The organism is Microbispora catharanthi (genome assembly GCF_006334915.2).
GTDB classification, from domain to species: domain Bacteria; phylum Actinomycetota; class Actinomycetes; order Streptosporangiales; family Streptosporangiaceae; genus Microbispora; species Microbispora catharanthi.
The window spans coordinates 104441-117920 of the sequence record NZ_VDMA02000011.1 but is presented as its reverse complement, the minus strand read 5'-3'; the positions used below and the strand labels follow the sequence as shown (position 1 = coordinate 117920).

At 72.8% G+C, this 13480-nt stretch carries 15 protein-coding genes; 12 read left to right on the top strand and 3 right to left on the bottom strand.

The genetic code is table 11. From position 1 onward, the window contains the following. Positions 1–64 precede the first annotated feature (64 nt). The 6 genes from FH610_RS21465 to FH610_RS21440 all read left to right on the top strand — a co-directional run bounded on the left by FH610_RS21465 (position 65) and on the right by FH610_RS21440 (position 4532). On the top strand, positions 65–1183 hold the full coding sequence (locus FH610_RS21465) for a CaiB/BaiF CoA transferase family protein (protein ID WP_139576311.1): 1119 nt from the start codon (positions 65–67) through the stop codon (positions 1181–1183). Positions 1184–1285: 102 nt separating this feature from the next. Next, on the top strand, positions 1286–1933 hold the full coding sequence (locus tag FH610_RS21460) for a nitroreductase family protein (RefSeq protein ID WP_139576310.1): 648 nt from the start codon (positions 1286–1288) through the stop codon (positions 1931–1933). 96 nt (positions 1934–2029) lie between these two features. Then, positions 2030–2902, top strand: a complete 873-nt coding sequence (locus tag FH610_RS21455; RefSeq protein WP_139576309.1) for an ABC transporter ATP-binding protein — start codon at positions 2030–2032, stop codon at positions 2900–2902. Beyond that, entirely contained in the window at positions 2899–3690 is a 792-nt protein-coding gene (locus FH610_RS21450) for an ABC transporter permease (RefSeq protein WP_139576308.1), read from the top strand. The genes FH610_RS21455 and FH610_RS21450 overlap by 4 nt, the downstream gene beginning before the upstream one ends. A 30-nt stretch (positions 3691–3720) precedes the next feature. After that, a complete protein-coding gene (locus FH610_RS21445) occupies positions 3721–3954 on the top strand; it encodes a helix-turn-helix transcriptional regulator (protein WP_079316115.1) in 234 nt (77 codons plus the stop codon). Next, complete coding sequence (locus FH610_RS21440) at positions 3951–4532, top strand: hypothetical protein (protein ID WP_139576307.1); 582 nt, start codon at positions 3951–3953, stop codon at positions 4530–4532. The genes FH610_RS21445 and FH610_RS21440 overlap by 4 nt, the downstream gene beginning before the upstream one ends. On the opposite strand, the gene FH610_RS21435 is transcribed toward FH610_RS21440, so the two are convergent. After that, positions 4514–5023, bottom strand: a complete 510-nt coding sequence (locus FH610_RS21435) for a GyrI-like domain-containing protein (protein ID WP_139576306.1) — start codon at positions 5021–5023, stop codon at positions 4514–4516. The genes FH610_RS21440 and FH610_RS21435 overlap by 19 nt on opposite strands. Before the next feature lie 104 nt (positions 5024–5127). Between FH610_RS21435 and FH610_RS21430 the strand changes: the two genes are divergently transcribed. The 5 genes from FH610_RS21430 to FH610_RS21410 all read left to right on the top strand — a co-directional run bounded on the left by FH610_RS21430 (position 5128) and on the right by FH610_RS21410 (position 11192). Next, complete coding sequence (locus tag FH610_RS21430; RefSeq protein WP_139576305.1) at positions 5128–6567, top strand: GuaB1 family IMP dehydrogenase-related protein; 1440 nt, start codon at positions 5128–5130, stop codon at positions 6565–6567. A gap of 50 nt (positions 6568–6617) precedes the next feature. Continuing rightward, entirely contained in the window at positions 6618–7376 is a 759-nt protein-coding gene (locus tag FH610_RS43760) for a YrzE family protein (protein WP_205825948.1), read from the top strand. 145 nt (positions 7377–7521) lie between these two features. After that, the gene (locus FH610_RS21420; protein WP_139576304.1) at positions 7522–7896 is read left to right on the top strand and encodes an FKBP-type peptidyl-prolyl cis-trans isomerase; all 375 of its coding nucleotides are present in this window, start codon (positions 7522–7524) and stop codon (positions 7894–7896) included. A gap of 187 nt (positions 7897–8083) precedes the next feature. Continuing rightward, the gene (locus FH610_RS21415; RefSeq protein WP_139576303.1) at positions 8084–9613 is read left to right on the top strand and encodes a glycosyltransferase family 39 protein; all 1530 of its coding nucleotides are present in this window, start codon (positions 8084–8086) and stop codon (positions 9611–9613) included. A gap of 52 nt (positions 9614–9665) precedes the next feature. After that, the gene (locus FH610_RS21410) at positions 9666–11192 is read left to right on the top strand and encodes an ATP-dependent DNA ligase (RefSeq protein ID WP_139576302.1); all 1527 of its coding nucleotides are present in this window, start codon (positions 9666–9668) and stop codon (positions 11190–11192) included. Between the two features lie 19 nt (positions 11193–11211). Here FH610_RS21410 and FH610_RS21405 read toward each other — a convergent pair whose 3' ends face one another. Then, the gene (locus tag FH610_RS21405; RefSeq protein ID WP_139576301.1) at positions 11212–11751 is read right to left on the bottom strand and encodes a DUF1707 and DUF4870 domain-containing protein; all 540 of its coding nucleotides are present in this window, start codon (positions 11749–11751) and stop codon (positions 11212–11214) included. A 200-nt stretch (positions 11752–11951) separates the two neighbouring features. Here FH610_RS21405 and FH610_RS21400 point away from each other — a divergent pair, with 200 nt between their 5' ends. Further along, positions 11952–12302 (top strand): hypothetical protein, encoded by a 351-nt coding sequence (locus tag FH610_RS21400; protein ID WP_139576300.1) that lies wholly within the window; start codon positions 11952–11954, stop codon positions 12300–12302. Here FH610_RS21400 and FH610_RS21395 read toward each other — a convergent pair. Then, complete coding sequence (locus FH610_RS21395) at positions 12281–13381, bottom strand: DUF4192 domain-containing protein (RefSeq protein WP_139576299.1); 1101 nt, start codon at positions 13379–13381, stop codon at positions 12281–12283. The genes FH610_RS21400 and FH610_RS21395 overlap by 22 nt on opposite strands. Positions 13382–13480: the final 99 nt, after the last annotated feature.

Here is a 13480-nt window from a genome sequence, read left to right as displayed (position 1 = left end):
CGCACGCCTACAGAAACATGTTCTACTTAGCGCGTGAAGTGATGCCGCTCTGAGGAGGGTTCGGATGGAGGAGTCGCGGGGACCGCTGGGGGGGATCCGGGTGCTGGAGCTGGCCGGTCTCGCGCCCGGGCCGTTCGCCGGGATGATGCTCGCCGACCACGGCGCCGAGGTGCTGCGGATCGACCGGGTGAAGGCCGTGAGCGACACCCCGCGCCGCGACGTGATGGACCGCGGCAAGCGCACGATCGGCCTCGACCTGAAGGCGCCCGAGGGCGTCGCCGCCTTCAAGCGGCTCGCCGAGCGGGCCGACGTGGTGATCGAGGTGTTCCGGCCCGGGGTCGCGGAACGACTCGGCATCGGGCCCGCCGACCTCCACGCGGTGAACGGGCGGCTGGTCTACGGCCGCATGACCGGCTGGGGCCAGGACGGCCCGCTCGCCTCCGCGGCCGGGCACGACATCGACTACATCGCGATCGCCGGGGTGCTGTCGATGCTGGGCCGCGAGGGCGGCAAGCCCACCCCGCCGATCAACATCCTCGGCGACTTCGCCGGCGGCGGGCTCATGCTGGCGTACGGCGTGCTGCTGGCCCTGCTGGAGCGCGAACGCACCGGACGCGGCCGGGTGGTGGACGCCGCGATGGTGGACGGCGCGGCGTTGCTGTTCTCGATGTTCTACGGCGGGGTGCACTCCGGCCACTGGGGCCCGCGCGGCACCAACCTCCTCGACACCGGCGCCCCCATGTACGACACGTACGAGACGGCCGACGGCGGCTATCTCGCCGTGGGCGCGCTCGAGCCGCAGTTCTGGGCGGAGATGCTCGCCCGGATGGGCATCGGCGACATGCCCGACCGCGACGACCGGGCGAACTGGCCGGCCATCAGGGAGCGGCTGACCGAGGCGTTCCGGTCGCGCACCCGCGCCGAGTGGGAGGCGGTCTTCGAGGGCTCCGACGCCTGCGTATCCCCCGTGCTCGACCCGCGCGAGGCCGTCCGGCACCCGCACAACCAGGCGCGTGGCACGTTCGTGGAGGTCGGCGGGCTGCCGCAGGCCGCGCCCGCGCCCCGGCTGGCCGGCGCGCCGCGCGGTGACCTGTCCCCGGCCACCCGGCTGCACGACCTGAGCGCCTGGGGCCTGCCCGGCGACGAGGCGAAGGCCCTGCGCGCCGCCGGCGTGCTGGCCTGACCGCGTCGCCCTGACCGCGTCGCCCTGACCGTGCCGGCCTGACCCACGCTCCCCTGACCCCTGCTCCCCCTTCCCCCGTGACGATCGAGGAGTCCCCCGCACATGGACCTTTTCGAGGCCCTCTACACGACCCGCGCCATGCGGCGGGTCAAGCCCGACCCGATCCCGGCGGAGGTCCAGGAACGCATCCTGGACGCCGCCGTCCGCGCCCCCAGTGCCGGCAACACCCAGGGCTGGCGGTTCCTGCTGGTGGACGACCCCGAGGTGAAGTCCCAGCTGGGGCCGCTGTATCGGGACGCGCTCGGCAGGCTGTTCGAGGGGCACTACAAGCCGATGCGCGAGCAGGCCGAGGCGACCGGCGACACCCGCACGCTCAGCGTGCTGCGGTCGGCCCAGCACCTGGCCGACCACTTCGAGACCTACCCCCTGCTGATGTTCGCGTTCACCCGCAACGACCCGAGCGGCGGTTCCATCTACCCCTCGGTGTGGAGCGCTCAGCTGGCCGCGCGCGCCTTCGGGGTGGGCAGCGCGCTGACGTCCGTGCTGGGGCTGTTCCACGGCGCGGAGACGATGCGGATCCTCGGCGTGCCCGAAGACAAGGGCTGGCAGGTGGCGTGCATGGTCACCTTCGGCTACCCGACCGGCCGCTGGGGGGTGGCCCCGCGCCGGCCCGCCCACGAGGTCGCCTACCGCAACCAGTGGGGCGAACCGGTCGGTTTCGAGATTCCCGAACCCCTCTGGACGCCCTGAGTCGATCACGCTGACCGCCCTCCGATGAAGCAGGTCTTGAATCGAATGTAGTACATCTACTACATTCGAGAGCACAGCTACTTCATTGGAGGGCGCATGCATGACGTCGTCATCCGCGTACGCGGGCTCCGCATGGCGTACGGGCCGATTCAGGTCCTGAACGGCGTCGACCTCGACCTGCGCAGGGGCGAGGTGTTCACGCTGCTGGGCCCCAACGGCGCCGGCAAGACCACGCTGGTGGAGATCCTCGAGGGGTTCCGCACGGGCTGGTCGGGCGAGGCCGAGGTGCTCGGCGAGAACCCGGCGCGCGCCGGGGACGCCTGGCGGGCGCGGCTCGGCGTGGTCATGCAGTCGTGGCGCGACCACCCCCGCTGGCGGGTGCGCGACCTGCTCGCGCACGTCGCCGCGCACTACGAGAAGCCGCGCGACGTCGACGAGCTGCTCGCCACGCTCGGCCTGACCGAGGCGGCGCACAACCGGGCGGGGGTGCTGTCCGGGGGCCAGCGCCGCCGGCTGGACGTCGCGCTCGGCATCGTCGGCCGTCCCGAGGTGCTGTTCCTCGACGAGCCCACGACCGGGTTCGACCCCGAGGCGCGGCGGGAGTTCCACCTGCTGATCGAGCGGCTGGCCGGCGAGGAGGGGCTGACCGTGCTGCTCACCACGCACGACCTGGCCGAGGCGGAGCGGCTGTCCGAGCGGATCGCCGTGCTCGCGGCCGGGCGCGTGGTCACCTGCGGCAGCCCGGCCGAGCTGGCGCGCGCCGTGCAGGTCCCGTCGCTGGTGCGCTGGGAGGACGGCGAGCTGGAGACCGCCGACCCCTCCGGCGTGGCCTGGGACCTGCACCAGCGGTACGGCGGCCCGGTCCCCGGGCTGGAGTTAAGGCGGCCGACCCTGGAGGAGAGCTACCTGGATCTCATCGAGGAGGCGCGCGGAACCCGCGAGACGGCGACCGTGGGAGGGACGCGATGAACGCGACGCCCCTGGGACTGCGGCGGGGCTGGACCGAGCAGCTCAACCTCTGGAGCGACCGCAAGGAGCTGCTGAACGCCCTCATCGGGACCGTCGGCACCTACGTGGTGCTCGTCCTGTTCATCGGGGGCAACAACGTGCCCGGCACGTCCGTGTCCATGGCGGCGTTCATGACGCCGGGGTTCCTGGCGTTCGCGGTGTTCTCGACCGGGCTCACGGTGCTGCCCACGTTGATCGCCGCGGACCGCGAGGAGGGCACGCTCATGCGAGCCCGCACACTGCCCAGGGGCATCCGCGTCTACCTGACCGGGCGGGCCGTCACGACGCTGCTGACGATCGCGCTGAACGCCGCGCTCGTCCTGCTGGTCGCCGTGCCGCTCGCCGGGGTGGCCGCGCCGGCGACGCCCGCGCGGTGGTTCACGCTCGTCTGGGTCCTGGTGCTCGGCGCACTGGCCGTCGTGCCCATCGGCGCGATGATCGGCAGCCTGGTGTCCGGCCCGAAGACGGCCGCGGCGATGCTCGCCCTGCCGGCGATGCTCCTGATGCTCATCTCCGGGGTGATGTTCCCGCTGGAGTCGCTGCCCGGGGTGGTGCGCGGCATCGCCCAGGTCTTCCCGCTCTACTGGCAGGGCCTCGGACTGCGCGCGGTGTTCCTGCCCGATTCCGTCCTCGCGGCCGAGCTCGGGCACAGCCGGCCGCTCGGCCGGGCGGCGGCCGTTCTGGGAGCGTGGGCGGTCGGCGGTATGGTTCTAGCCCCCTGGTTGCTGCGCCGGGTCCGCGGAAGATGAGCGGACTCATGGGCCCGACGGAGGTGAGACGTGGCCGAGGAGCCGGTGTTCAACCGCATCGCGGTGCTGAGGGCCGACCGCGGCGTCTCGCGCCGGGATCTGGCCGCCGCGCTCGGGGTGCACTACCAGACGGTGGGCTACCTGGAGCGCGGCGAGTACAGTCCCAGCCTCCACCTGGCCCTGCGGATCGCCGAGTTCTTCGAGGTTCCGGTGGAGGTCGTCTTCTCCCTCAAGCCGTTTCCCAAACTGGGGAGCGCGTCGTGAACCTGCGCGAACGCTGGAACCTCCACGTGGCCCGCGCCATGGAGCAGGACCGCCTCGTGGCGCTGCACCGCACCCGGCGGCGGCGCCGCCTGCTCGTCGTGGCGGGCGCGGCGAGCGTGCTGCTGCTGTGGGCGGACGCCGCGGTGTCGTGGGCGATCGCCCCGAGCGACACCGCCGTCCGGGTCAACCTCGTGCTGCTGGTGGTCATGCTGGCGATCTACATCCCGGTCGTGACCGCGCTGAACAGCGCCACCCGCGGGCTCGCCTCGCTACCGGAGAGCCGCCTCGACGAGCGGCAGGTCGCCGAACGGCTCCGGGCGCACACGTACGCGAACAGGGTGATGCGGCTCATCCTGGCGGGCCTCGCGGTGTTCGTCGTGGTCGCGACCTGGAGCGAGGCAGACAAGTCCCAGATCCCCGCCGCGGCCGTGTTCCTCGGCGTCTTCGCCCTGTGGTGGACGCACTTCCTGCTGCCGCTGCTGGTCGCGGGGTGGCGGCTGCCCGACCCGCCGCCCGACGACGACCAGGACGACGAGCAGGACGACGAGCAGAGCGACGATCAGGCCGGCGCCGCCTGAACCTGCGCCGGGGGCCCGGAGGGCTCGCCGAACGACGGCAGCGTGGCCACGAAGAGGTCGACGCCCCCGGGGTGGTGAATCTCCAGGTCGGTGGTGAAGGCGCGGGCCGGGGTGGCGCCCGACTCGGTGTGCTTCCACACCTGCTGCCAGGTGTCGAGAAGCGCCCCGGGCATCGGTCCCCGCGCCTCGAACAGCAGCGCGGGCACGCCGGGCACCCGTACGGCGACCATGCCCTCGGGCAGTCGCGCCGCCGTGCGGACGGCCACGCCGACGATCTGCGTGTAGGCGCCGTTGTGGTCGCTCTCGTAGTCGGTCAGCACGGCGTACAGGTTCTCGTCGATCCGGCCGGGCACGTGCGCGAAGGCTCCGGTCGCTCCGGCGCGGCCCCACAGGCCCGGCAACTGGGCGCGGGCCGGGTCCGCCTCCGCCGCGTTGGTCGTCCGTACGGCATAGCCGACGACGAGCGTCTCCGGACGGTCAACGATGATCACATGCTCTCCTCTCAGGCGAGGTCAATGTATCCCGTGTCCGGGTCTGCTCCGGCGTCGGCCGGGAATGCCGGATATGACCCGCTCACAACGTAGGCTGGACAAACGTGCGATTCCTCAATGATGTGACGCCGCCCTACGATCTCACGTACAGCGATGTCTTCATGGTGCCGTCTCGTTCCTCGGTCGGGTCGCGCCTCGCCGTGGACCTGTCCGCGGGCGACGGAACCGGCACCACGATCCCCGTCGTCGTCGCCAACATGACGGCCGTCGCGGGCCGCCGCATGGCCGAGACCGTCGCCCGGCGCGGCGGCATCGCCGTCATCCCCCAGGACATCCCGATCGACGTGGTGGCCGACGTCATGGAATGGGTGAAGAGCCGTGACCTCGTCCACGACACGGCCATCACCCTCACCTCCCACGACACCGTCGGCGAGGCGCTCACCCTGCTGCCCAAGCGGGCGCACGGCGCGGTCATCGTCGTCGACTGGGACAACCGCCCGGTCGGCGTGGTGACCGAGGCCGACTGCCACGGCGTCGACATGTTCACCCAGCTCTCCCAGGTCATGACCGAATCACCGCAGACGCTGCCGCGCGGCGTCGATCCGCAGGCCGCGTTCGAGGCGCTGCACGAGGGCCGCCACCGGCTGGCGCCCGTGGTGGACGAGGACGGCCGCCTGGTCGGCATCCTCACCCGCACCGGGGCGCTGCGCTCCACCCTCTACCAGCCCGCCGTGGACGCGCGCGGCCGCCTGCGCGTCGCGGCGGCGGTCGGGGTGAACGGCGACGTGGCCGCCAAGTCCAAGGAACTGCTCGACGCCGGCGTCGACGTGCTCGTGGTCGACACGGCGCACGGCCACCAGGAGAAGATGATCTCGGCGCTGCGGGCCGTGCGGGCGCTGGAGCCCTCCGTGCCGGTCGCCGCGGGCAACGTCGTCACCGCGGAGGGCGTACGCGACCTCGTCGAGGCGGGCGCCGACATCGTGAAGGTCGGCGTGGGCCCGGGCGCCATGTGCACGACCCGGATGATGACCGGCGTGGGACGGCCGCAGTTCTCCGCCGTGCTGGAGTGCGCGGCCGAGGCCCGCCGTCTGGGCCGGCACGTATGGGCCGACGGCGGCGTGCGCCACCCCCGCGACGTCGCGCTGGCGCTCGCCGCGGGAGCCTCCAACGTCATGATCGGCTCGTGGTTCGCCGGCACGTACGAGTCGCCCGGCGACACCCGCACCGCCCCCGACGGGCGCAAGTACAAGGAGAACTTCGGCATGGCCTCGGCCCGCGCCGTACGGCTGCGCACGGCCGAGGACTCGCCGTTCGAGCGCGCCCGCAAGGCGCTGTTCGAGGAGGGCATCTCGACCTCGCGGATGTACCTCGACCCGGCGCGGCCCAGCGTGGAGGACCAGATCGACGCCATCGTGGCCGGTCTGCGCTCCTCCTGCACGTACGCGGGCGCCACCACCCTGGAGGAGTTCCACGAGCGGGCGGTGGTCGGCGTGCAGAGCGCCTCCGGCTACAGCGAGGGCATGCCACTGCACCAAAGCTGGTGACTCCTCCTATTCCATAGAGGAATATCGGGCTCTCCGGGGGTAGTGCGTTCGTGTACCGACCGCACTACCCCGCGGAGGCGATCATGCAGTACTCCCCGGCCGGAGGGCCGGTCAGTCCGGCGGCCGACAGACGGCTGCTGGTCAGTTACGACAACTACACGGCGGCGCAGCGCGCCGTCGACACCCTGTCGGACGCCGGGTTCCCGGTGGAGAACACCGCGATCGTCGGCAGCGACCTGCGTCTGGAGGAGACCGTCACCGGGCGGCTCACCAACGGCAAGGCGGCGCTGTCCGGCCTGATCACCGGCGCGGTGTTCGGACTCATCGTCGGCCTGTTCCTCGGGCTGTTCACCTCGGCCACGACCTCGTTCTTCGGACTGGTGCTGTGGTCGATCCTCTGGGGCGCCATCGCCGGCGCCGCCTTCGGCTTCACCAGCCACGCCTTCACCGGCGGGACGCGCGACTTCTCGTCGAGGAGCTCGATCGTCGCCGGGCGCTACGACGTGCTGGTGGCCTCTCCCATGCTCGACCAGGCCCAGGCGCTGCTGCAGGGCGGCGTGCAGCCGGCCGACACCGTCGTGGTTCAGCGTCCGCCGTCGGCGGGGCCGGTCACGACGGCACCTGCCGCGGCGGGTGACACCGCTCCGCAGGCCACCGGCTACCCGCTGACCGAGGACCGGGCGGAGGCCCGTGCCGGTGAGGCCCGCGCGGAGGAGGCCCGCGCGGAGGAGGCCCGCGCGGATGAGGTGCGCGCCGAGGAGGCGCGCGACGACGACCGGGCGGGCCTGTCGAGGGGCCGTCGCCCGTAACCCTCGTCGGCTCTGGAGTCGCGACGCCTTCCCCACCCCGCGTGGGGAAGGCGTTCTCGCGTCGGCCGTCCCCGGTAGAGTCGTCAGCCTGCCGGAACTCCCGGCACAGGAAGCGCTTCGGGCACACAGAGAACAGGAGACCCACGTGGCACTGGAGAAGCCGGAGATCGACTTTCCCGAGGGCGCGCCGCCCGCGGACCTGGAGATCGTCGATCTCGTCGAGGGTGACGGGCCGGAGGCCAAGCCCGGGCAGAACGTGACCGTCCACTACGTCGGGGTGGCGTTCTCCACCGGTGAGGAGTTCGACGCCTCCTGGAACCGCGGCCAGCCGTTCCAGTTCCCGCTCGGCGGCGGCCGGGTCATCGCCGGCTGGGACCGCGGCGTGGCCGGCATGAAGGTCGGCGGACGGCGCCGTCTGACGATCCCCCCGCACCTCGGGTACGGCAGCCGCGGCGCGGGCGCCCTCATCAAGCCCGGTGAGACGCTCATCTTCGTCGTCGACCTGCTCGGCGTCGGCTGACCGGACACCGGTGCGGCGACGGCGGCGTTTCGGTTTCAGGGGTAGGAGGGCCGGAGCGGTTCGAGGATGATGGCCGCGTGGACGATGCCCTCCCGAACCGCCTCATGAACCCCCTCGATCGGGGTCCCTCCCATCTCGGCCGCCCGCAGGACGGCCCCCTGCGAACGCCGCCTTCCGGGAGGCCGGCGTGACCACGGACGACGAGGTGACCGGCGGCACGCCGGCGGCGCACGACGACACCGACGGGGCGTCCCCCAGCGGGGACGTCCGTGCGGGCGCTCCGCTCACCGGGCAGCCCCGGGCCGTGGTCGCGATCGCCGCCGCGACCGTGGCCGTGCTGCTCGCGGTGAGCCCGTGGTACGGCTACCACCGCGACGAGCTGTATTTCCGCATGCTGGGTGAGCGGCCGCGGCTCGGATACTTCGACACTCCGCCGCTGACGCCGATGATCGCCCGGGTGTCCACGGCGATCTTCGGGGACACGGTCGTCGCGTTGCGGATCGTGCCCGCCCTGTGCGCCGGGGCTCTGGTCGTGCTCGTCGCACTGGCCGCCCGCGAACTGGGTGGCGGCCGTGCGGCCCAGATCCTCGCCGCGGCCGGGACGGCCACCTCCGTGCTGCCTCTGCTGGCCGGTCACTCGCTGCTGACCCTCACTCCCGACCTCGTGCTGTGGAGCGCGGTCACGCTGTGCCTGCTCCGGGTGCTGCTCAGGGGGGACGGGCGTTACTGGCTCTGGACGGGAGCGCTGTGCGGGTTCGCGGCGTACAACCGCGATCTGATCGTGGTGTTGCTGGGCTGCGTCGGGCTGGGCGTCCTCGTGGCCGGGCCGCGCGAGGTGCTGCGGGACAGGCGACTGTGGGCCGGCGCCCTCCTGGCTCTGGCGATCGCCTCACCCAACCTGCTCTACCAGGCGACGCACGACTGGCCGCAGTTCCAGATGGCCGACGCGCTGAAGATCGACGAGGGCGCGGACAACCGCGCCTCCTTCGTCCCCCTTCAGCTCGTGCTGCTCGGGCCCGCGCAGGCGGTGGTCTGCGTGGCCGGCTGGCTGCGGCTGTGGCGGAACCGGCGGGTCCGCTCCCTCGCCATCGCCTACCCCGTGGCGTGCGCGCTGGTCCTCTATTCGGGAGGCCGCCCCGACTACACCGGCGGGTTCCTGCTCTACCTGTTCGCGGCCGGCTGCGTCGCTGCGGCCGGGTGGCGGTGGAGAGGAGCGTTGGTCGCGGCGCTGGCGGTCGACGCCGTGGTCGCGGTGGTCGTGGCGCTGCCGGTCATCCCGGCGGCGTCGCTCGCCGGTACGCCGGTCGCCGCCATCAACGAGGTGGCCCGTGAGTCGGTGGGCATGCGCGACGTGGCGGCGCAGACGGCCCGGGTGGTGAACGGCCTGCCCGCGGGCGAGCGCGCCGGCGCGGTGCTGCTCGCGGCGAACTACGGCGAGGCCGGCGCGCTGCGTCGCTGGGCGGGCGAGTTCGGGCTGCCCGCGGTCTACAGCGGCCACAACGAGCTGTGGTGGTGGGGACCGCCGCCGGAGGGGACACGGGTGGTCGTCTCCGTCGGCTACCCGCCCGCCGACCTCGCCACCGTCTTCGCCCACTGCGTCCCGGCGGGCAGGCTGAGCGGAATGCCGGGCGAGGAGCAGGGCGTGCCGATCACGGTCTGCCGCGACCCCGTCCGGCCCTGGCACGAGCTGTGGCCGCGCGCGCGCCACTACAGCTAGTGTCCGACCCCCGGCCTGGGCATCTGCCACTGCGGTGAGGCAGGATTACGGTGTGTTGCTGATCGACCTTGCCAGGACGTCCGCGGCCGTCGCCGCGGACTCAGCGCGGCTCGCCAAGATCAGGCACCTCGCCGAGCTGCTCGGCAGGGTGGGACCGGACGAGGCCGAGATCGCCATCGCCTACCTGTCGGGCGAGCTGCCGCAGCGCCAGATCGGGGTGGGCTGGCGGAGCCTGTCCGACCTTCCCGAGCCGCGTCAGATCGCCACGGCGACCCTGACGCAGGTCGACACGCTGCTCGAACGCGTCAAGTCGCAGTCCGGCGCCGGTTCGCAGGCGGCGCGCCGTGAGCTGCTCGGCGACCTGTTCGGCGCCCTCACCCGGCAGGAGCAGTCGTTCCTGCACCGGCTGCTGACGGGCGAGCTGCGCCAGGGGGCGCTCAACGGGGTGATGATCGAGGCGGTCGCCATGGCCGCGAACGTGCCCGCGGCCGAGGTGCGCCGGGCCCTGACCCTGCGCGGCTCGCTGCCCGCCGTCGGCGCGGCCGCGCTGCGCGGCGGCGTCGCGGAGCTGAAGGCGTTCCACCTGGAGGTCGGGCGGGCGGTGGCGCCGATGCTCGCGCAGAGCGCGCCCAGCGTGACCGCCGCTTTGGAGAAGGCCGGCGCCCCTGCCGCCGTGGAGTGGAAGCTCGACGGCGTGCGGGTCCAGGCCCACCGGTCGGGCGACCGTGTCGCCGTCTTCACCCGCACGCTCGACGACATCACCGCGCAGGTCCCCGAGCTGGTCGAGGCCGTGCTCGGCCTGCCCGGGACCGATCTCGTGCTCGACGGTGAGGTCATCGCGCTGCGCCCGGACGGCCGCCCCGAGCCGTTCCAGGTCACCTCGGGCCGGGTGGCCAGCAGGACCGACGTCGCGTCGCTGCGCGCGACCGTGCCGCTGACCGTCTTCTTCTTCGACGCCCTGCGCGTGGGCGGCGCCGACCTGCTCGACCTGCCGGACGAGGAGCGGCACGCCGCGCTGGAGGCCGCGGTCCCGGCCGAGCTGATCACCCCTCGGCTCGTCACGGCGGACGCCGAGGAGGCCGCGATGTTCTTCGGCGACGCCGTACGCCGGGGCCACGAGGGCGTCGTGGTGAAGTCGCTGCGCACGCCGTACGCCGCCGGGCGGCGGGGGGCTGGCTGGGTCAAGGTGAAGCCGCGGCACACGCTCGACCTGGTCGTGCTGGCCGCCGAGTGGGGCAGCGGACGGCGCCGGGGCTGGCTGTCCAACCTGCACCTCGGCGCCTACGACCCGGAGACGGGCGGTTTCGTGATGCTCGGCAAGACGTTCAAGGGCCTCACCGACGAACTGCTGACCTGGCAGACCGAGCAGTTCCTGCCGCTGGCGGAGGGGCCGACGGACGACTACGTCGTCACGCTCAAGCCCGCGCTGGTCGTGGAGATCGCCTTCGACGGCGTGCAGCGGTCGAGCCGGTATCCCGGCGGCATGGCGCTGCGGTTCGCCCGGGTGCTGCGCTACCGGCCCGACAAGCGGCCGGAGGAAGCCGACACCGTGGCCGCGGTCCGCGCGCTCATGCCCTGACCGGGAGCCGCTTCAGCAGTTACTTGATCAGGCGGATGGTCAGCGGGTAGCGGAACTCGGTGCCGGCGAGCGCCGACACCCCGCCGACGACGCACAGGACCAGTCCGACGACCCAGATGACCGGCAGCAGGACGACGCCGACGACGGTGAACGGCAGCAACACCGTCGCTCCCAGCACCGTGAGGTGGAAGTTGAGCGACTCCACCGCGTGCTTCCTGATGTAGGGGGACGTCCGCCCCGCGGTCACCATCATCAGCAGCGGGCCGATGATGAACAACCCCAGCAGCGCGAACAGGTGCGAGGCCGCCGCCCCGACCCGGTCTCCCCCGTCCGGGACCGCGGCCCGGTACGAGGGCGGCCGGGGGACGTACGCCGGGCGGGTGCCGTACAGGTCGTTCATGATGGGCACGAGATCGGCGTGCGTGCGCGCGGTCATCGCCAGGTGCAGCCGCTCGTCCATCTCGTGCTTGTCGAGCCTGCCCTCGGCGTAGGCCGCTTTGACGTGCTCGACCACCTGTTCGCGGTCCTGGTTGGTAACGCGCAACTGAGGGTGTGGCATCGGGGCATGGCCCGGCCACGATGGTGTCGCTGCCGCGGGCATCACAGCATCGCCTTCCGTCGATCGACTGCTCGGCTCTCTTCGAGTCTGCCTCCATCTTGTTCCGCGTATGCGCCCGCCGGCATCAGGGACATCCCCGACATCGCCCCGAGACCGTCTCCTTAACGCCATCGTGATCCACGGCGATGTATACAAGCACTATGAGATGGCGAGATCGCTACGGGCTCCGGCGGCGCCGGGGTGCCCGCGTGGCCAAATTCGACCGCGAGGCGACCGACGCCGACATCGAAGCCCTCATCGAGTTCGCCAAGACCCGGCGTGGAGTCGAGTTCTACGTCGAACCCGAGACCTTCGCGACCGACACCACCGCGGTGGCCGTGGCCCACGACGGAGAGTGGACCCGTCGCCGTGTCGGAGCTCCCGCGGTGATCGCCAAGGTCGCCAGAGATCTCGCCCTCCCGGTGTACGACGTGCAGCTCACCGGTTATCCCGGCCGGATGCGGGCCTACAACGAGCGCCGCCGACAGGCTCAGGGCGGCGACCCGGTCTGACGGCCGCCCGGGGAGGACGCGGAGGCCGGACCGGGCAGGTCGCGGGCCAGCAGTGCGCGCAGCGGCGCGAGCCAGATCGCCCGGGGAGGGCCCATCTCGTCGTCGAGTTCCTCCGGTGTCGGCATGCGGTCGCGGAGCATGGCGGGGGACATCATGTGCGTCAGTGCCTGCCGGAGAAGGTGCGCCATCGAATAGCCGGGGTCGGCGGCGAGCGCCCGCTCCAGCGCCATCCCGGCCAGCGCGCACTCTCCCCGATGCCAGGCGGCGGCCGCCAGCAGTGAGGCCGCGGGCGCGACGTGGCCCGTCTCCAGCCGGCGGGTGAGGTCGCGCCACAGCGCGACGTGCGCGTCACGGTCGTCGATCAGCGCCCACGCCTCGTCCCGCACCCTGACCACGGCGAGGTCGAGCCCGAGCCGGGCGGCGCCCTCGTCGTCCAGCCGGCCTCCCGAGTCGTACAGGCCGATGGCTCTGCGCACCCGCGCCAGCCCCTCGGCCACGAACCGCGCGGCCAGTTCGTCCGCGACCGGCTCCCCGGACTCGGGCATCGCCCGCAGATCGGCCAGGACGCGGGAGGTGGCCTGCCGCATCGCCGCTCCGCCGCACCGCTGGACCGAGCGCCGCAGACTGCCCCGGTCGGGCAGGGCGACCAGCCCGTGCATCACGGCCTCGGCGGCGACGTGGCTGCGCTCGGTGTCGTACGGCGTGCCCTCCGCGGGACAGCAGCTCGCGCTGCCGCAGGAGTAGGACCAGTAGCGCCCGCCTTCGGCCCGGAGGCTCTCGGCCACCCGGATGCCTCCGGCGTGCAGCAGCCGGGTCACCGTGTCGACGGCGGGGGTCACCAGAGCGCCGGGGCCGTATCCGACGACGAAGACGGCGGTCACCGCCTCGCGGTGTAGCAGCGCGACCAGCCGGTCGAGGTCCCCGGAGGCGACCGGCAGGTCCCAGCGCGTCGTCAGCCGCACCTCCGGGCCGGCGACGCCGGCCACGACGAGGCTGTCGGTGGGGTGGAACCCGACGAGGTAGGGCACGGCGGCGAGGATGTCCGCCGGCGAGGAGAGCACGAGCTTCGGGATCGTCATGGCCGCAAGCCTCGCCGGACGGCCGCGCCGCCAAGACGGCCGAAGCGCGTTCTGGGGACAGCCGTCCCCCTGTGGACAACCCGACAGCCGGAAAACCGT